Consider the following 18,201-nt stretch of genomic DNA (forward strand, 5'->3'; position numbering starts at 1 on the left):
GAGGGCCGCACCCCGCCCCGGGCCGGGCAGAGGATCTGGGTCGCCCCGGACCTGGACCGCGTGCATCTCTTCGACACCACCACCGGCACCCGCCTGCCCGACTGAACCCCCGGGCCACGACCGACCCGCACCACCCCGCACCGACCGGTCGTCGCGACCGCGAGACCACGGAAGAGATCGAGGAACCCCACCATGAAACACATCCACCGGGCGGTCTGCGCCGTCGGTGCCGCGCTCCTGCTCGCCGGGTGCTCGTCGGCGCCCACGGCCGGGGTCGCCGGCCTGGCCGGCGGGCCGGGCAGCATCAAGATCCAGGCCGGCACCGGCGAGATCCCGGTGCTGCAGGAGGTCGCCGAGGACTTCACCGCCGACACCGGGGTGGTGGTGGAGTTCGTCCAGCGCGAGGTCAACGCGCAGACGCTCTCCAACTTCATCTCGCAGTCCCCCACGGGGCAGGCCCCGGACATCCTCGTCTCGCCGCACGACAACCTCGGCCAGCTCGCCGCCAACGGCGTCGTCGCCCCCGTGGAGATGGGGGAGCGGGCGGAGGACTTCACCGAGAACGCCCGGGAGGCCGTGGTCTACAACGGCGTGAGCTACGGCATCCCATTCGCGATCGAGAATGTTGCCCTGCTGCGCAACAACGAGCTCACTACCGAGGGCCCGGCGACCTTCGACGAGCTGCGGGCCGAGGGGCGCCGGATCATGGAGGAACGCGACGTCGAGTACCCGTTCACGGTCAGCCAGTCCCCGGAGACCGGCGACCCGTACCACCTGTACGCCCTGCAGACCTCGTTCGGGGCGGAGGTGTTCGAGCGCACCGAGGAGGGCGAGTACACGAGCGACCTCACCATGGGCGGCGAGGGGGGTCATCGGTTCGCCCGCTACCTGCAGGAGCTCGGAGCCTCCGGGGACCTGCGCACGTCCATGACCCCGGACATCGCCAAGGAGTCCTTCCTCAACGGCCAGTCCGCCTTCCACCTGGGCGGGCCGTGGGAGCTGACCGACATCGAGGCCGCCGGCATGGACGTGAGCGTCCTGCCCGTGCCGCCGGCCGGGAACGAGGAGGCCCGCCCGTTCGTGGGCGTCCAGGCGTTCTTCGTCAACGCCAACGCGCAGAACCCGATGGCGGCCCAGGACTTCGCCGCCAACTACCTGACCCGCCCTGAGACCCAGTCCGCCCTGTACGAGAGCACGGGCCGGCCGCCAGCCAGCACGGTGGCCGTGGACCGGATGGAGGGCGACCCGCTGCGCTCCACCTACGCGCAGATCGCCGAGACGGGCCTGCCCATGCCGGCCATCCCCGAGATGGGAGCGGTGTGGAGCTTCTGGGGCACCACGGAGAACGCCATCGTGGACGGCCGCGGGGACCCCGTGGAGCTGTGGGACCGCATGATCGACAACATCGAAGGACAGATCTCATGAGCACGAGCACCACCGCACCGGGTGGGACCGCCGCCCCCGTGCAGACGCCGGGCGGCAACGGGCTCGGCGAGCCCCTGGACCTCCGCCGGTCGCACTCCCGGGGATTCGGCCTGGGCTTCGTGGTCAAGCTGATCCTGATGGCCCTCATCAACGCCTTCGGGCTCTACGGCATCCTGGCGTCCTGGGCGGCGGGCAGCTGGGGCATCCTGGTGTTCCTCGTGGCCGCCCTCGTCGTCGCCGACCTCGTCTACTTCCTGCCCACCCGGAGGATCCTGCCCGCCAAGTACCTCTTCCCCGGCCTGATCTTCCTCCTCGTCTTCCAGATCTTCGTGCTGATCTACACGGCCGCCACGGCGTTCACGAACTACGGCGACGGCCACAACGCGTCCAAGGACGCGGCGATCACCCAGCTCACCACCACGTACGAGCAGCGGATCGAGGGCACCGACGCGTACCCCGTCACGGTGCTCGAGGGCGAGGACGGACTGGCCCTGGCCACGGTGCGCGACGGCCAGGTGCTCGTGGGGACGGCGGACCAGTCGCTGGCCCCGCTGGACGGCGCGACCGCCGCCGACGGCCGGGTGGCCGAGGCGCCCGGCTACGAGGTCCTCGACTACGGGGGCGTCGTGGCGTCCGCCGGCGAGCTGGCGGACCTGCGGGTGCCCGTGGGCGAGCAGGCGGCCGAGGGCGTGCTGCGCACCGACGACGGCCGCACCGCCTACGCCTACGAGCCGACGCTCGTGCACGACGAGGCGGCCGACGCCATGGTCGCCGACGACGGCACCGTGTACGCGAACAACGGCGAGGGCGCGTTCGTGGGTCCCGACGGCGAGGCCCTGCGACCGGGCTGGCGGGTCTTCGTGGGCCTGGACAACTTCGGGGCGATCTTCGACCCGGAGGTCCTCGGCGGCCCGTTCGTCTCCGTGACCCTGTGGACCTTCGCCTTCGCGATCCTCTCGGTGGTGCTGACGTTCTTCCTCGGCCTGCTGCTGGCCATCCTGTTCAACGACGAGAAGCTGAGGTTCCGGAACGTCTACCGCGCCATCATCTTCCTGCCGTACGCGTTCCCGGGCTTCCTCTCCATCCTCATCTGGGCGGGTCTGCTCAACACGGACTTCGGCTTCGTCAACGAGGTCCTGCTGGGCGGCACCGCGGTCCCCTGGCTCGACAACGCCTGGATGGCCAAGCTCTCCGTGGTGCTGGTGAACCTCTGGCTCGGCTTCCCGTACATGTTCCTCGTGACCACCGGCGCCCTCCAGTCCATCCCGGGAGAGCTCTACGAGTCGGCCGAGATGGACGGTGCGGGGCCGGTGCGCCAGTTCCGGGCGATCACCCTGCCGATGCTCCTGGTCGCGGTGGGGCCGATGCTCATCGCGTCCTTCGCGATGAACTTCAACAACTTCAACGTGATCTACCTGCTGACCGGCGGCGGCCCCCAGGACCTGGAGTCCACGACCGGTGTCGGTGCCACGGACATCCTCATCTCGTTCGTCTACAAGATCGCGTTCGCCGGCGGGAACAACGACTACGGTCTGGCCTCCGCCCTGTCCATCCTCATCTTCATCATGGTGGCCGTCATCTCCGCGCTGACGTTCCGCCGCAGCAAGGCTCTCGAGGAGATCAGCTGACATGTCCACTCCCACCACACCCACCCCGCGCGACCGTCCCGGCCCCGACGGCACGGACCGTGCCCCCTGGGCCGCCGCCGCGGCAGCGCCGTCCGCCGGAACCCCGAACACCCTCCAGCCGACGGACACGCTGCGGCCCCCGGGCGCCGCACCCGGGGCTCCCCGGTCCCGCAGGCGCCGTCGCTCCGCCCGCGGTGGGTGGAAGCACCTCGCCGCGCTCGCGGCGTGCGCCTTCGCCCTCTTCCCGCTGGTCTACGCCCTCTCGGCCTCCCTCTCGGCCTCCGGGTCCCTCCTGGGGTCGAACCAGCTGTTCTCGGACGTCACGGGCGCCAACTACACCAACCTGCTGACCGACCCGCAGAACCCGTACCTCACCTGGTTCGGGAACTCCATGTTCGTCTCCGTCACCACGGCCGTGGGCACCGTGCTCATGGGCGCGGCCGCCGCCTACGCCTTCTCCCGGTTCCGCTTCCGGTCGCGCAAGGGCGGGCTGCTGGCCCTGCTCGTGATCCAGATGTTCCCGCAGCTGCTGGCCTTCGTGGCGATCTTCCTGCTGCTCTTCGCGATCTCCGAGGTCTACCCGTTCATGGGACTGAACTCCCGGCTCGGCCTGGTGGCCGTGTACCTGGGCGGGGCGCTGGGGGCCAACACGTTCCTGATGTACGGCTTCTTCAACACCATCCCCAAGGACCTCGACGAGGCCGCGAGCATCGACGGCGCCTCGCACGCCCAGATCTACTGGACGATGATCCTGCCGCTGGTCACACCGATCCTCGTGGTGGTCGGGATGCTGTCCTTCATCACGTCCTTCTCGGACTTCCTGCTGGCCCAGATCGTGCTCCAGGACCCGGGCCAGTACACGCTGGCCGTGGGGCTGTACCAGTTCGTCGCCGTGCAGTTCGGCGAGAACTGGGGCGTGTTCACGGCCGGGGCGATCCTGGCGGCCGTCCCGGTCGTCGCGATGTTCCTGTTCCTCCAGCGCTTCATCGTCTCCGGGCTCACCGGTGGCGCCGTGAAGGGCTGACCGTCCGCCCACCGGCCCGTCCGTCCGTCTCCGCCGAACTCACCGGTCCCCCGACACCGCGGCCTCCGTGCTGCGGTCCCGGGGGGACCGGTGAGTTCGTGGAAGGGGGGTGCCGTGAGGGGGCGGTCCTGGCCCGGGGCCGGTCCTGCCATGATGGGGCGGGACGAACGACGGTCAGGACAGGAGGTGGCACGCGGTGACACTGGTGGACAACGTGGTGTACGTGGAGGGCCGGCGCGCGTCGAGCCCGGAGGACCTCGACGAGACCTACGCGACGCTGCGCGGGCGCGGCGGGATGGCCTGGATCGGTCTGTACCGCCCCGAGCGGGCCGAGGTGCAGTCCGTGGCTGCGGAGTTCCGGCTGCACGACCTCGCGGTGGAGGACGCCCTGAAGGGCCACCAGCGCGCCAAGCTGGAGCGCTTCGGGGACACCCTCTTCGTGGTGCTGCGCCCGGCCCGCTACCTGGACGACGTGGAGAAGGTCGAGTTCGGGGAGCTGCACGTGTTCGTGGGCCGCGACTTCGTGGTGACGGTCCGCCACGCCGAGTCCCCGGACCTGGCCGCGGTCCGGCGCCGGCTGGAGGCCTCGCCGGAGCTGCTGGGCACCGGCCCGCAGGCGGTTCTGTACGGGATCCTCGACGAGGTGGTCGACGGCTACGCCCCCGTGGTCGCGGGGCTCGAGAACGACATCGACGAGATCGAGGACCAGATCTTCGGCGCGGACCGGGACGTCTCCCGCCGCGTCTACGAGCTCTCCCGGGAGGTCATCGAGTTCCAGCGCGCCGTCCACCCGCTCGTGGCCATGCTGGAGGCCCTGCAGTCCGGGGCGGAGAAGTACGGGCTCGGTGTCGAGCTGCAGCAGCGGCTGCGGGACGTCCAGGACCACGCCATCCGGGTGGGCGAGCGCGCGGACGCGTTCCGGTTGCTCCTGCAGAACGCCCTCACGGTGCACGCGACCCTGGTGGGGCAGCGGCAGAACGACGAGATGCAGCGGCTCACCGAGTCAGCCCTGGCGCAGAGCGAGGAGGTCAAGCGGATCTCCTCCTGGGCCGCGATCCTCTTCGCCCCGACCCTGGTGGGCACGGTGTACGGGATGAACTTCGAGCACATGCCCGAGCTCTCGTGGTCGCTGGGCTACCCGCTCGCGCTGCTGGCCATGCTGGGCATGGGGGTGGCCCTCTACGGGGTGTTCAAGTGGAAGCGGTGGCTCTGAGCGGCACTGGGCGTCCTCCCCGTCGACGTTCCCGGGGAGCCGCTCAGATGCTGTTGCGCATCGCCCGGATCCCCACGGCCAGGCCCAGGGCGGCCAGCACGACCGCCGCGACGGCGCCGGCCGCCACGGCCGGGTCGCCGAACTGGCCGTTGAACAGGGCCCGCTCGGCGTCGACCATGTAGGTGAGCGGGTTGAAGCGCGAGAGCGCCTGCATCCACCCCGGACCGGCCTCGAGCGGCAGGAGCATCCCGGACAGCAGCATGAGCGGGAACAGCAGCCCCTGCTGCACGGTCCAGAACATCCAGTCCCGGTTCCGGGAGACGATGGCCAGGGCGTAGCTCAGCGCCCCCAGCCCCACCCCGAAGACCGCGAGGATCGCCAGGCCCACCACCATGCCGGGCAGGGACGGGCGGAAGCCGAAGAACGCGGCCACCCCGGAGAGCACCAGCGCCTGCAGGACCAGCGGCACCATCTCCTTGCACGCGCGCCCCACCATGAGCGCCGAGCGGGTCACCGGCGCCACCAGCATCCTCTCGTGCGCCCCGGACTGGATCTCGAACAGCAGGTTCGAGCCGGTCATCGCGGTGCCGAACAGTGCGATCATCACCACGATGCCCGGCACGAACCACTGGAAGGCCTGGTCGAGGGGCAACCCGGTCATCCCGCCGAGGAGCGGGCCGAAGAAGGCGAGGAACATCAGCGGCTGCATGAGCGAGAACACCAGGCTGAAGGGGTCGCGGACCACGGGCCGGAGCTCGCGGACGAAGACGCTGACGGAGTCGTGGAGGATCCCGGCCGGGCGGGCCCGTCCGGTGCCGTCGCCGGTGGTGCCGCCGGACGACTCGCGGGTGGTCGGAACGGTGGTCATCGGGGTGCTCCCACGCCGGTGGCCTCGGGGGCCGGGTCGGTCTCGGACGCGTCTGCCCGCTCCTCGCGCAGGCTCCGGCCGGTGAGCCGGAGGAAGACGTCGTCGAGGGTCGGTCGGGCGAGCTCGGCGGTCCGCACGGTGTGGCCGTCCCGGTCCAGCTCGCGCAGCAGGGCGGGCAGCACGCGCTCGCCGTGCTCGACCGCGACGACCACGCGTGTGCCCTCCCCGGCCGGGGCCGCCTCCGGTTCGGCGCCGCCGGCCCCCGCGGCACCGGCCGCGCGCCGGACGGCCGCCACGGCGGCGGACGGGTCGGCGTCGAGGGTGAGGGTGATCCGGTCGCCGGCCAGGTCCGTCTTCAGCCGGGACGCGGTGTCGTCGGCGATGATCCGTCCGCGGTCCACGACCATGACCCGCTCGGCGAACTGGTCGGCCTCGTCGAGGTAGTGGGTGGTGAGGAACAGGGTGGTCCCGTAGCGCCGGCGCAGCTCGAGGATGTGCTCCCACAGGTGCGCACGGGACTGCGGGTCCAGCCCGGTCGTGGGCTCGTCGAGGAAGAGCAGCTCGGGGCCGGGGATCAGCCCCAGGGCGATGTCCACGCGGCGGCGCTGACCGCCGGAGAGCTTCATCGTGGGCCGGCGGACGAGGTCGCCGAGGCCGAGGGCCTCCACGAGCTCGTCCACGCGGCGCCGGGTCTCCGCCCGGCTCAGCCCGTACAGGGCGCCCTGGCTGAGGAGCTCGTCGCGGACCCGCTGGTACTGCCCGGCCCCGTTCTTCTGCCCGATGTAGCCGATGCGGGCGCGCACCTCGGCCGGCTGCCGGGCGACGTCGAACCCGCACACGGTGGCGGTGCCGCCCGTGGGCCGCAGCAGCGTGGTGAGCATGCGCAGCGAGGTCGACTTGCCCGCGCCGTTGGGCCCGAGGAACGCGGTCAGCGTGCCCGGCGCCACGTCCATGGTCAGGTCGCGCACCGCTTCGACGGTCCGGCCACCGGGTCCGCGGAAGCTCTTGCTCAGCCCGCGGGCGCTGATGATGGGTGGGGTGCTCATGGGTCCACGGTAGAGCGCATTCAGGCCACCGGCTGTCCGCAGGGGGGCGTAGATTGCGGGACATGTCCGATCCGACGTCCCGGGTGCTCCGGCTGCTGTCCCTGCTGCAGACCCACCGGTACTGGTCCGGGCCCGAGCTCGCCGAGCGGCTGTCGGTGTCCGGGCGGACGCTGCGCCGGGACATCGACCGGCTGCGCGAGCTCGGCTACGAGGTCTCCGCCCGCCCCGGCACGGCGGGCGGGTACCAGCTCGCGGGCGGCACCAGCATCCCGCCCCTGCTGCTCGACGACGACGAGGCCGTGGCCATCGCCGTGGGGCTGCGCACCGCCGCGGTCCACGGCGTCGGCGACGGCGAGCAGACCTCGCTGAGCGCCCTGGCCAAGGTCCAGCAGGTGCTGCCGCGGCACCTGCGCCGCCGGGTCGCCGCGCTGCAGGCGCACACCGTCCCGGCGGCCCGCACGGATGTGCACGTGGCCACCGAGGTCCTCGCCCAGCTCGCGCTGGCCTGCCGCGACCACGAGCGCGTGCGCTTCCACTACGTCGACCGGCGGGGCCGGGACAGCGCCCGTCTGGTCGAGCCGCACTCCCTGGTCCCGCGGGACCGGTGGTGGTACCTCGTGGCCTGGGACGCCGACCGTGCCGACTGGCGCACGTTCCGCATCGACCGCCTGCGGAAGCTGGTGGGCACCGCGGTGCGCGTCGCGCCGCGGGAGCTGCCTGCCGCGGACGCCGCCGAGTTCGTCCTCGCGGCGCACGGCGCGGCCGCCGCGCGCCACGAGCTGACGGTGCGGATGACCGTGAGCCCGGATCGGGTCCGCGAGGAGTTCGGGCCGTGGGCGGCCACGGCCGTGCAGGGACCCGGGGACACCGTCGACTGGACCGTCACGGGCGGCTCGATCCCCGAGCTGCTGATGGCGCTGCCGTGGATCCCGGAGGACGTGCCGTGGCGGCTGCTCTGCTCGGACGAGGTCGCCGAGGCCCTGCGCGGCTTCCGGGACCGGCTCGGCGGCGCCCTGGACGGCCCGCCTCCTCCCGCCGCCGGGGGACCGGGTGCGGAGGCGGGGGGAACCAGCCCTTAGAGTCGTGGGCGTGACCGTCCACACCACCGCCCTCGATCCCGCCCGGGTCCGGCGCGCCCGGATCGCGGTGTCCGCGTTCTTCCTCACCAACGGGGCTCTCTACGCCAACCTGCTGCCGCGCCTGCCGGAGGTCAAGGACGCGTTCGGGCTCACCAACACCCTCTACGGCCTGGTGGTCGTGGCGTTCCCGCTCGGGGCGATCCTCGTGGGAGCCCTTCCGGCCCGGGCGATCCGCCGCTTCGGCTCCGGCCGGGTGGCGGCGCTGGGCACCGTCCTGCTCTCCGTGTGCCTCGCGGCCGCCGGAGCCGGGGCGGGCCTGGGCGCCGGCACGGGGGTGGGCGTGGGGGTGTTCCTCGCGGCGATGTTCCTCGGCGGTGCCCTGGACGCCCACGTGGACACCGCCCAGAACGCCCAGGGGATGGAGGTCCAGCGAGCCCGCGGCCGCTCCATCATCAACTCCCTGCACGCCCTGTGGAGCCTGGGTGCCGTGGCCGGCGGGCTCATGGGCGCCGCGGCGCTCGCCCTCGGCGTGCCCCTGGGGTGGCACCTGCCGGCGAGCGGGCTCGTCTGGAGCGCGGTCGCCCTGGTGGCGCTGCGCTCCGCGCTGAGCCCGGCGGAGGGCCAGGAGCTGCGCACGGTCCGTCCGGACGACGCCCTGCCGGACGGCACGACGACGACGGGCCCCGGTGCCACCGGCTCCTCGACGGACCCCGGCTCCGGGCGCGCCGGGACGGGGCACCGGGCGACGGGGCGCATCGTCGTCGTCAGCCTCCTCCCCGTGGCCGTGATCGCGATGGCCGGGGTCATGGTGGAGGACGCCGGGCAGAACTGGTCGGCGGTGTACCTCAACACCGAGCTCGGCGCTCCGCTGGCCACCGCGGGCCTCGGGCTCGTGGCGCTCATGGCGGCGCAGTTCGTGGGCCGGATGCTCGGCGACCCCATGACCGACCGCTGGGGTCGTGCCGCGGTGGTCCGCGCCGGCGCCGCCCTGAGCGCGGCCGGGATGCTGCTCGTGATCCTCGCCCCGGCGCCGGTCGTGGCCGTCGCGGGCTTCGCGCTGGCCGGCTTCGGCTGCGCCACGCTCGTGCCCGCGGCCTTCCACGCCGCCGACGACATCCCCGGGCTGCGGGCCGGGACGGGCCTGGCGCTGGTCAGCTGGCTGATGCGGATCAGCTTCCTGGGCCTGTCCCCGGCCGTCGGGGTGCTCTCCGACGCCGTGGGACTGCGTGCGGCGCTGCTCGTGGTCCCCGTCTTCGCGCTCGTCGCGGCCCTGATGGCCGGCGTCCTGCGGGAGCGCCGGGCCCTCTGACCCCGGCCCTCCGCTCCCTCCCTCTCCTCAGGACGTCGAGCCCCCACGCTCGGTGCGTCGTGAGCGTCGAGTCCCCATTCCTGTGCCGAATCCCCACGACTGATCGGGGGATTCGGTGCTGGCGTGGCGGTTCGGCGGGGTGGGTGGTCGCGATGTGGGGACTGGGCGGGGAGGTCCGGGGGTTCGGCGGGGTGGATGGATCTGGGCGGCACACCCTGGAGCCGGTGGCCCCGGGCTATCCTGGAGCGACCATGTTCCACCACTTCTTCCTCTGACGGGTTCCGGATCCCGCCGCGCGGCACGTCCGCCGCGGCGGTCCGTCGTCCTGCCCACCCGTCCCCTCGTCAGGAGCCCCGGCCGTCCCGCCGCGCGCCGCTCCGCACCTCCGGAGGAAGCATGTCCACCGTTCCCGTCCACCACCCCGCCGTGCCCGCGGGCGAGCACGCCCAGCTGACCGCCACCGGTATCCGCCTGGTCCGCGGGTCCCGCACCGTCCTGGACGGGCTCGACCTCACGATCAACCCCACCACCCGCCTCGGCGTGGTGGGGGAGAACAGCCGCGGCAAGACCTCTCTGCTGGAGGTGCTCTCGGGGGCCCTCCTCCCGGACGCCGGCACCGTCCGCCGCACCGGCACACTCGCCGTGGTGGACCAGGAGCTCCCCGTGCCGCCCGAGGGCACCGTGGGGGATCTCCTGGACCTCGAGCTCACCGCCGAGCACACCGCGGTGGCACAGGTCGAGGCCGCCGCCCGCGCCCTCGCCGCGCACGAGCCGTCCGCCGCAGAGGAGTACGAGCAGGCGCTGACGGTCGCCCAGGCCCTCGACGCCTGGGACGCCGACCGACGGGTGGAGCTGGCCCTGCAGGCCCTGCATGCCGTGACCGACCGCTCCCGGGTGCTCGGGACCCTCTCGGTGGGCCAGCGCTACCGGGTGCGCCTGGCCTGTCTGCTCGGCACCGTCCACGACCTCCTCCTGCTGGACGAGCCCACCAACCACCTCGACGCCGCGGGTCTGGCCCACCTGGGCGCGGCGCTGCGCGAGTTCCGCGGCGGCGTGGTCCTGGTCAGCCACGACCGGCGGCTGCTGGGCCAGGTGGTCGACACCGTCCTGGACCTGGACCCCAGCCGGGACGGCCGCCCGCGGTGGTACGGCGGCGGGGTGGCGGGCTGGCGCGCCGGCCGCACCGCCGAGCGCTCGCGGTGGATCCACGACCACCGGGAGCAGCAGGCCGAGCACGCCCGGCTGGCCGGCGACCTCGACCGCGCACGCTCCCGCCTGGGCGGCGGATGGCGTCCGGACAAGGGCACCGGCAAGCACACCCGCGCCACCCGCGCACCGGGGCTCGTCCAGTCGGTGCACCGCCGGCAGGAGGACCTCGAGCGGCACCGCGTGGACGTCCCCGAGCCCCCGCTGGTGCTGTCGGTGCCCGAGCTGCCGGCGCTGCCCGGCGTCGAGCTGGTGCGCGCCGAGGGCGTCACGGTGGTGGGCCGGCTGCTCCGGCCCGTCGACGTGGTGCTGGATTCCGGGGACCGGCTGGTGGTCGGAGGCCCCAACGGGGCGGGCAAGTCCACCCTGCTGCAGGTGCTCGCCGGCACGCTGGCCCCCACCACGGGACGCCGGACGTCCGCGCCCGGGGTGCGGATCGGCCACCTGCTGCAGGAGGGGATCCGGCACGGTGCGCGCTCCGCCCAGGAGGTGTACGAGCAGGAGCTCGTCCGGCTCGTGCTCGCGGACCGGCTGGCCGAGCACGAGGTGGCTCCGCTGGAGGCACTGGGCCTGCTGACGGCGCGGGACCGCGGGCGCCCCGTGGCGGAGCTGTCCGCCGGTCAGCGGCGGCGCCTCGAGCTCGCCGTGGTGCTGGCGTCCCGGCCGCACGCCCTGCTGCTGGACGAGCCGACCAACCACCTCTCCATCACGCTCGTGGACGAGCTCACCGAGGCCCTCGCCGCGACGGCCGCGGCCGTGGTGCTGACCACCCACGACCGGCAGCTCCTGCGGGACACGAAGGGCTGGCCGCGGCTGAGGCTGTGACGGCCCGGCGCCGGGCGGAGGACAGGGCGGGGAACCGCCCCTAGACTGCGGAGCAGAGGGCGCGTGAGCCGCGTCACCGCAGCGGGAGTGCCGAGGAGGACACCATGAGGATCCGTGCCGCCGTCGTCGAGGGAATCGGCGCCCCGTTCGAGCTGGAGGACGTCGAGCTCGCCGAACCGGACCGCGGAGAGGCCCTGGTGCGCATCGTCGCGACCGGGGTCTGCCACACCGACGCCATCACCCGCGAGGGCGACATGCCGCTGCCGCTGCCCGGGATCCTGGGCCACGAGGGCGCGGGCATCGTGGAACGGGTCGGCGAGGGCGTCACCGCCGTCGCGCCCGGCGACCAGGTCGTCATCGGCTGGCCCTCGTGCGGCGCGTGCCGCAACTGCCTGGACGGGCAGCCCCGGTACTGCCTCCGGACCGGGGAGGCCCTCGTCTCGGGCCGCCGCTTCCGGGGCGACAGGCCCGGGACCTCGGCCTACACCCGGGCGGACGGCTCGGAGGTCTCGGGTCACTTCTTCGGCCAGTCCTCGTTCGCGACCCACTCGCTCGTCCTCGCCGACGCCCTCGTGAAGGCTCCCGACGACGTGCCGCTCGAGCTGCTCGGACCCCTGGCCTGCGGGCTGGGCACGGGTGCCGGGGCGGTGCTCAACGAGGCCCGCCCGGAGCCGGGCTCGTCCCTGGTGGTCTTCGGGGTCGGGGCCGTGGGGCTGGCAGCGATCATGGCCGCCCGCTGCACCGCCGCCACCACGGTCATCGCCGTGGACCTGCACGACTCCCGGCTCGAGCTGGCCGACCGCTACGGGGCCACCCACGTCATCAACTCCCGGGACACGGACGTGGTCGCGGAGGTCGCCAGGATCACGGGCGGAGCCGCTGACTACGTCTTCGAGTGCACGGGAGTGGTCCCGGTCGTGGAGCAGGCCGCGGACTGCGTGGGCATGCTGGGCACGCTCGTGCTCATCGGCGGCGCGCCCGCGCAGGCGCGCTTCAGTCTGGACCACATGCACGCACTGTGGGGCAAGCGGATCATCGGGGTGCTGGGCGGCGGCAGCCGCAGCGGCAGGTTCATCCCCGCCCTGATCGCCCTCCACCGGCAGGGGCGGTTCCCCTTCGACGAACTGGTGCGCTTCTATGAGCTCGACGAGATCGAACAGGCCCTCGCCGACAGCAAGTCCGGCGACGTCGTCAAGCCCATCATCCGCATGCCCGGGTGAGTGCGCCGCCGCGAACCCGAGCCCCGGGGCGCGGCCCCGGCGGTCAGTCGATCCGGAGCTCGTGGACCCCGCGCTCGAGACCGCGCTCCACCGCCGCGATGACGTCGTCCACGTTGTGCCCCGGCGGCAGCCGGGGCGGCAGGCCGGTCAGTGCCCGGTCCACGAGCCCGGTGTCCATGTGCGGCAGCCGCGCGTCCATCACCGCGATCCGACGACGGCGCAGCTCCCGCCGCAACGACCCCAGCCACGAGGCCATGGCCGCCTTGCTGGCGGCGTAGCCGGCCATCCCGGCCAGTGGCAGCTCCGCGACCACGCCGGTGAGGACCGCGACCGCGCCGCCGTCCGCGACGTGGGGCAGGGCCGCCCGGATGACGGCCATGGGCCCGAGGGCGTTGACCTCGAACAGCTCCTCCACGACGGCCTCGTCCTCGTCGACCGCCGGGCCGAACGCGGCGACCCCGGTGGCGATCACCACGGCGTCGAGCCCGCCGAGCTCCTCGGCCGCCCGCTCCACGACCGCCGCGGCCTCGTCGTGGTCCACGAGGTCCAGGGCGTGGGCCGCGCGCAGGCCGAGCCCGCGCCGCAGCTCCTCGGCGCTGGAGGCTGAGCGGCCGGTCACCACGATGTCGGTGGTGCGCTCGCTCAGCCGTTCGCACAGCCGCCGCCCCAGGACGCCGGTCGCCCCCACCACGAGGATCCTCGCGCCGTTCAGGTCCATGCCCCACTCCTGTCCCCGGTGCGGCCCCGGAGCGGAGCCGTGCTCCGAGCGTACCCAGCCTCTCCGACAGCGCCCAGCGATCTGCAGTTCCACAACGATCCTCGGGTGCCCGCCTCCCACCGTTGCCGACTGCGAACCGGTCGGCGTAGATTGCAGTCCTCGGGGCCGGGCCGGGCGGACGCCCGCGCGCTGGTGCTCCGTGATCGGGGGGCCGTCCACATGTCACCGACCACGTCACGATCGACCCGGGCGCTGGGCGCGGCCGCCGCGGCTCTGCTCCTCCTGGCCGCCTGCGGCACCCCGTCCGGCGAGGTCCCCTCCGGGGAGGGCACGAGCCCCGCCGCGTCACCGGCCACCACGGTGGCGGAGTCGCCGACGGAGCCGGGACCGGGCACGGGTTCCCCCTCGCCGACTACCGGGAGCCCGACCACCGACCCGACCACGAGTCCGACCGCCGGCCCCACCGGGGGCTCCACGGGCACTCCCACAGCGAGTCCCACCGCGAGTCCGTCCTCCGCTCCCGTGGAGCTCGTGACGTACTCGGGCACGGCCGCCGACGCGGCCTTCGCCTTCGAGCTGCCCGCGACCTGGAGCGTGGACGGGGAGTTCTCGGACGTCGGCGGCACGGTGACGGTGCTCGGGCCGGACGGTGCGCCCGTCGGCCACCTGTCGGTCCTCATCGCATGGGGCGCCGAGTGCGGCCCCGACTGCTCGATGCCGCCGGTGGCCCACCTCGGGGACGTCCCGGGGCGCGTGCCCCTGTCCAGCAGCGGGGAGTTCGTGGTGCGCTCCGTGGCCATGGACCTGACCGCCGCACCCGAGCTGCGCACCGCGTACGGCTGGCCGGACGCGGTGCGACTCGTGACCTCCCTGACCGATGCGGACTCCCCTCCGCCCACCGCGATGCTGCCGCACGTCATGTACGGCCTGGGGCTGGTCGAGACCGGGGTGGTCGCGCCCAACGGCATCACCTACCGGACGGTGATCTTCAGCTCCGTCCACGACTTCCCCACGCTCGAGGCCGCCCAGGAGTACGCCGGGTCGGAGCAGCACCGGCAGGTCGAGGCGATGATCGCCTCCTTCCGCGCGTGATCGCCCGAACGCCCTGAGCGCCCGACCTCATGGGTTTGCCCCGAGCTTGCCGGTCGTCGTGCGGCGGTCTCCGGGAGGTCCTGGGGTCGTTGCCGCAGCGGCGGCCCGGCCTCCCCGGCGGCGCAGAGCAGAGGGGCGTTCGGCAGGTCCGGGGGCGCGCCGCGGCTCAGCCGGTCGCTGCTGGTCAGCGCACGCGGATCCGCGTGTGGTGGACCGCACTGCGCCAGGGGCGACGCGGCGCGGAACCTCCTACTCGGAGTCGTCGAGGGGTGCGTATCCCATGCGCCGGCTGACCCTCAGCCCGGCCTGCTTGAGGTTCTCGACGATGTCGGTCATGTGCTGCTCCGTGAACCGGAACGCCGGCCCCGAGACGCTGATCGAGGCGATGACCGTGCCGAGGTGGTCGCGCACGGGCACGGCGACGGAGTTCAGCCCGATCTCGAACTCCTCGCACACGGTGGCGTAGCCCCGGGCGGCCACCTCGATCAGCTGCCGTTCCAGCTGCTTCTTCGACGTGATCGTGCGCGCGGTGAGGGCCGGCATGCCCTGGTCGCGGAGGACGTGGGCCCTCTCGTCGGACGGCAGCCCCGCCAGCAGCACCTTCCCGCTGGACGTGGCGTGCAGGGGGGTCAGGCTGCCGATCCAGTCGTGGGTCGCGACCGAGTTGGGCCCCATCTCCTGGTCCACGTTGACGGCGTGACCTTCGCGGAGGACCGCCAGGTTGACCGTCTCGGAGTGGGCCCGGGCCAGGCCACGGACCTCGTCGCGGGCCTCGGCCACCACGCTCAGCCGGCCGGGGATCGCGTGCGCCAGCCGCAGGATGCCGAAACCGAGCTGATACGGGCTCCCGTCGCTCGGGTGGTGCACCAGACCCCGGGTCTCCAGGGCGCCGAGCAGCCGTGAAGCAGTGGACTTGTGCACCCCCAGCTCCGCGGCCACCTCGGTCACCGTGGACCCACCGGTCCGGGCGAGGACCTCCAGCACGGTGATGGCGCGGTCGACGGACTGGACACCGCCCGGGGTCACCCCGTCCGAGCTGGGCTGCTCCGTTGCGGCGTCGGAAGTGGATGAGGGTCTGGGGGCTTGTGGGGACATGACCCCATGGTAGTCAGTCGTCATCCTCGCACTCCGTCCGCTTCGTCCGCTTCGTCCGAGGACGGCCGGTCCCGGTGGGTGGCTGCCCGATGACCTGCGTGCTGGGCCGGGGCCTGCCCCGGCCCAGCACGGCGTGTCGTTACGAGCGGCTCGCCCCCTTCTTGCGGACCTGGCCGTTCTCCTGGCCGTTCTCCCGGGCGTAGATCGGCTGACCGGCGGCAGTGGCGTCCACGGCCTGGAACTGGGCTGTGGGCGGGTCCGTGCTCTCCTGGGTGACCAGGGTGAACTTCTGGTGCCCGTACTGGTCCACGGCGGTGCGGATGGCGCGGCGCATCACGGAGTCCGACAGCCGCTGGCGCAACCACATCGGGTCCGCGCGCAGGTCGCGGGTCAGGGCGATGCACAGGATGAACATCACGAGGACGAACGGCAGTGCGGCGACGATGGTGAGCCGCTGCAGACCGCCCAGCGCCTCCGCGGGGGTGTCCCCGCCGGCCAGGAGCATGACGGCCGCGACCGCGCCCATCAGCACGCCCCAGAAGATCACGATGGGCTTGGACGGCTCGAGGCTGCCGCGGGAGCTGAGCGAGCCCATCACGATGGAGGCCGAGTCGGCGCCTGTGACGAAGAAGATGGCGGTGAGCACCATGGCCAGGATTGCCAGGCCGATGGTCAGCGCCTGCGGAGCGCCGAGGTTGCTGAACATGTCATAGATCGCGCCGTCGAAGGAGATGGTGGGGACGCCGTCGACGACCGTGGCGATGCCGTCGTTGGGATCGGGCGTCGCGTTCGCGGCCCGCTGGATGTGGATGGCGGTGCCGCCGAAGACGGCGAACCACAGCAGGGACACCACGGAGGGCACCAGCAGCACCCCGGTGACGAACTGGCGGATGGTGCGACCGCGGCTGATGCGGGCGATGAACATGCCCACGAACGGCGTCCAGGAGATCCACCAGGCCCAGTAGAAGATCGTCCAGCTGGAGAGCCAGGCGCGCATCTCCTCACCGCCGGAGGCCTCCGTGCGGGCGGCCATCTCCGGCAGCTGCTGGAGGTAGGAGCCGATGGCATTGGGGATGAGATTGAGGATGAAGAGGGTGGGGCCCACGACGAAGACGATGAGGGCCATGACCACTGCGAGCACCATGTTGGTGTTGGCCAGGAACTGGATGCCGCGCTCGATCCCGGACACCGCGGAAGCGACGAAGCAGAAGGTGAGCACCGCGATGATCAGCACGAGCAGCGGGGTGGCCAGCTCGCCCACGACGCCGTTGAACTGCAGGCCGCTGCCGATCTGCAGGGCGCCGAGGCCGAGCGAGGCCGCGGAGCCGAAGAGGGTGGCGAAGATGGCCAGGATGTTGATGATCTTGCCGCCGACTCCGTCGACCGCCCGCCGCCCGAAGACGGACACGAACGCCTCGGAGAGCAGGTTCTTGCGGCCCAGACGGAAGGTGCCGTAGGCGATGGCGATGCCGAGCACCGCGTACATGGCCCAGGGGTGCAGCGTCCAGTGGAACAGCGACGTGGCCATGGCCGTCTCGACGGCCTCGGCCGTGCTGGCATCCACCGTGGCCGGCGGCGGGGAGATGTAGTAGAAGAGGGGCTCGGCGACGCCGTAGAACATCAGGCCGATGCCCATGCCGCAGGCGAACATCATGGAGATCCACGAGACGGTCCTGAACTCGGGCCGTTCACCGTCCTTGCCCAGCGGGATGTTGCCGAACCGTCCCAGGGCCAGCCACAGGACGTAGGCGACGAACAGGGAGGACAGCAGCACGAAGATCCACCCGGTGTTCTCCAGGACCCAGCCCAGCGCCGCGGTCGAGACGGTGGAGAGGTTCTCGGTGGCCACGAAGCCCCAGACCACGAAGGCGATGACCAGGGCGCCGGTCACGCCGATGATCACCTTGTCCAGGCCCCCGAGCTCCTCCCGGAGCGAGCGGCGCCGTTCCTGGACCCCCTCCCTGAGCTCGCCGAGGATCTGCGTCTCCTCGGCCTCCGCCTCGTGGAGGTGCGTCGTGTCGTCGACGGGACAGGCCGGGGCGTTCACGTCCGACGATCCGCTTGGTTGAAGATTTTCAGTACTCATCATGATCCCTTCCAGGGAATATATGAGGATGAGACGTCATAGGCAGAGAGCCGGCGGACACCGCTCGAGGATGTGGTGACGGGCAGTCCATCCCACGGGTCACAGGGAGCAGAGTCCGCTTTCGCGCTGTCCGGAATCTCGGTGATTTGATTGTGCAGGTACGCGTCCTGGTTTTCCAGACGCTTCACGCGTGGAGGGGCCGGTGCCGGCGTCGAATCCTGATCCCGTCAGTCGTCGACGCCGGCGTCCGGCTCTCCGCCTCGCTGTGCAGGGGCCCCGTTCTTCAGAGCAGGACTAGCGCTGCGCGGGGACGACGTCGCCGATCTTGTCGGTGATCCAGTCGTGGAAGGCGCCGATGTGGTGTTCG

Annotated in this window: 14 protein-coding genes; 9 read left to right on the plus strand and 5 right to left on the minus strand. The window is 72.6% G+C overall.

From position 1 onward, the window contains the following. Positions 1 to 192: 192 nt before the first annotated feature. The 4 genes from ACYVM4_RS15670 (at position 193) to ACYVM4_RS15685 (ending at position 5,290) form a co-directional block, all read left to right on the plus strand. Entirely contained in the window at positions 193 to 1,425 is a 1,233-nt protein-coding gene (locus ACYVM4_RS15670; RefSeq protein ID WP_460669126.1) for a sugar ABC transporter substrate-binding protein, read from the plus strand. Next, positions 1,422 to 3,053: an ABC transporter permease subunit gene (locus ACYVM4_RS15675; protein WP_460669127.1), complete on the plus strand. Its 1,632-nt coding sequence runs from the start codon at positions 1,422 to 1,424 to the stop codon at positions 3,051 to 3,053. Before ACYVM4_RS15670 ends, ACYVM4_RS15675 begins: the two co-directional genes overlap by 4 nt. A 1-nt stretch (position 3,054) precedes the next feature. Continuing rightward, entirely contained in the window at positions 3,055 to 4,077 is a 1,023-nt protein-coding gene (locus ACYVM4_RS15680; RefSeq protein ID WP_460669128.1) for a sugar ABC transporter permease, read from the plus strand. Between the two features lie 196 nt (positions 4,078 to 4,273). Continuing rightward, the gene (locus ACYVM4_RS15685) at positions 4,274 to 5,290 is read left to right on the plus strand and encodes a magnesium and cobalt transport protein CorA (RefSeq protein ID WP_368823392.1); all 1,017 of its coding nucleotides are present in this window, start codon (positions 4,274 to 4,276) and stop codon (positions 5,288 to 5,290) included. 43 nt (positions 5,291 to 5,333) lie between these two features. Here the strand turns inward: ACYVM4_RS15685 and ACYVM4_RS15690 are convergent, their stop codons facing one another. Together ACYVM4_RS15690 and ACYVM4_RS15695 are read right to left on the minus strand one after the other, a co-directional pair. Next, positions 5,334 to 6,158: an ABC transporter permease gene (locus ACYVM4_RS15690; RefSeq protein WP_368823393.1), complete on the minus strand. Its 825-nt coding sequence runs from the start codon at positions 6,156 to 6,158 to the stop codon at positions 5,334 to 5,336. After that, on the minus strand, positions 6,155 to 7,204 hold the full coding sequence (locus ACYVM4_RS15695) for an ABC transporter ATP-binding protein (RefSeq protein WP_460669129.1): 1,050 nt from the start codon (positions 7,202 to 7,204) through the stop codon (positions 6,155 to 6,157). The genes ACYVM4_RS15690 and ACYVM4_RS15695 overlap by 4 nt, the downstream gene beginning before the upstream one ends. A gap of 62 nt (positions 7,205 to 7,266) precedes the next feature. Between ACYVM4_RS15695 and ACYVM4_RS15700 the strand changes: the two genes are divergently transcribed. From ACYVM4_RS15700 to ACYVM4_RS15715, 4 genes are all read left to right on the plus strand, one after another. Then, positions 7,267 to 8,283, plus strand: a complete 1,017-nt coding sequence (locus ACYVM4_RS15700; protein WP_460669130.1) for a helix-turn-helix transcriptional regulator — start codon at positions 7,267 to 7,269, stop codon at positions 8,281 to 8,283. 10 nt (positions 8,284 to 8,293) lie between these two features. Continuing rightward, on the plus strand, positions 8,294 to 9,592 hold the full coding sequence (locus tag ACYVM4_RS15705) for an MFS transporter (RefSeq protein ID WP_368823396.1): 1,299 nt from the start codon (positions 8,294 to 8,296) through the stop codon (positions 9,590 to 9,592). Positions 9,593 to 9,988: 396 nt separating this feature from the next. Further along, positions 9,989 to 11,623 carry an ATP-binding cassette domain-containing protein gene (locus ACYVM4_RS15710; RefSeq protein WP_460669131.1) on the plus strand — a complete coding sequence of 545 codons (1,635 nt, stop codon included), beginning with the start codon at positions 9,989 to 9,991 and terminating at the stop codon, positions 11,621 to 11,623. A gap of 104 nt (positions 11,624 to 11,727) precedes the next feature. Continuing rightward, on the plus strand, positions 11,728 to 12,843 hold the full coding sequence (locus ACYVM4_RS15715; RefSeq protein ID WP_460669132.1) for an NAD(P)-dependent alcohol dehydrogenase: 1,116 nt from the start codon (positions 11,728 to 11,730) through the stop codon (positions 12,841 to 12,843). A 43-nt stretch (positions 12,844 to 12,886) separates the two neighbouring features. Here the strand turns inward: ACYVM4_RS15715 and ACYVM4_RS15720 are convergent, their stop codons facing one another. Next, positions 12,887 to 13,561, minus strand: coding sequence for an SDR family NAD(P)-dependent oxidoreductase (locus tag ACYVM4_RS15720; protein WP_460669133.1), 675 nt, complete (start codon positions 13,559 to 13,561; stop codon positions 12,887 to 12,889). 522 nt (positions 13,562 to 14,083) lie between these two features. Here ACYVM4_RS15720 and ACYVM4_RS15725 point away from each other — a divergent pair. Further along, entirely contained in the window at positions 14,084 to 14,653 is a 570-nt protein-coding gene (locus ACYVM4_RS15725) for a hypothetical protein (protein WP_460669134.1), read from the plus strand. 249 nt (positions 14,654 to 14,902) lie between these two features. Here ACYVM4_RS15725 and ACYVM4_RS15730 read toward each other — a convergent pair whose 3' ends face one another. Further along, positions 14,903 to 15,748: an IclR family transcriptional regulator gene (locus tag ACYVM4_RS15730; RefSeq protein ID WP_368823401.1), complete on the minus strand. Its 846-nt coding sequence runs from the start codon at positions 15,746 to 15,748 to the stop codon at positions 14,903 to 14,905. Between the two features lie 139 nt (positions 15,749 to 15,887). Then, a complete protein-coding gene (locus ACYVM4_RS15735; protein ID WP_368823402.1) occupies positions 15,888 to 17,834 on the minus strand; it encodes a BCCT family transporter in 1,947 nt (648 codons plus the stop codon). Between the last annotated feature and the right edge of the window lie 367 nt (positions 17,835 to 18,201).

It is taken from the genome of Kocuria himachalensis (assembly GCF_054784195.1).

Bases quoted from the DNA above. Each gene is read 5' to 3' on its own strand.
- ACYVM4_RS15670 (WP_460669126.1), top strand. From the start codon at position 193: ATGAAACACATCCACCGGGCGGTCTGCGCCGTCGGTGCCGCGCTCCTG.
- ACYVM4_RS15675 (WP_460669127.1), top strand. From the start codon at position 1,422: ATGAGCACGAGCACCACCGCACCGGGTGGGACCGCCGCCCCCGTGCAG.
- ACYVM4_RS15680 (WP_460669128.1), top strand. From the start codon at position 3,055: ATGTCCACTCCCACCACACCCACCCCGCGCGACCGTCCCGGCCCCGAC.
- ACYVM4_RS15690 (WP_368823393.1), bottom strand. From the start codon at position 6,158: ATGACCACCGTTCCGACCACCCGCGAGTCGTCCGGCGGCACCACCGGC.
- ACYVM4_RS15695 (WP_460669129.1), bottom strand. From the start codon at position 7,204: ATGAGCACCCCACCCATCATCAGCGCCCGCGGGCTGAGCAAGAGCTTC.
- ACYVM4_RS15700 (WP_460669130.1), top strand. From the start codon at position 7,267: ATGTCCGATCCGACGTCCCGGGTGCTCCGGCTGCTGTCCCTGCTGCAG.
- ACYVM4_RS15710 (WP_460669131.1), top strand. From the start codon at position 9,989: ATGTCCACCGTTCCCGTCCACCACCCCGCCGTGCCCGCGGGCGAGCAC.
- ACYVM4_RS15715 (WP_460669132.1), top strand. From the start codon at position 11,728: ATGAGGATCCGTGCCGCCGTCGTCGAGGGAATCGGCGCCCCGTTCGAG.
- ACYVM4_RS15720 (WP_460669133.1), bottom strand. From the start codon at position 13,561: ATGGACCTGAACGGCGCGAGGATCCTCGTGGTGGGGGCGACCGGCGTC.
- ACYVM4_RS15730 (WP_368823401.1), bottom strand. From the start codon at position 15,748: ATGTCCCCACAAGCCCCCAGACCCTCATCCACTTCCGACGCCGCAACG.
- ACYVM4_RS15735 (WP_368823402.1), bottom strand. From the start codon at position 17,834: ATGAGTACTGAAAATCTTCAACCAAGCGGATCGTCGGACGTGAACGCC.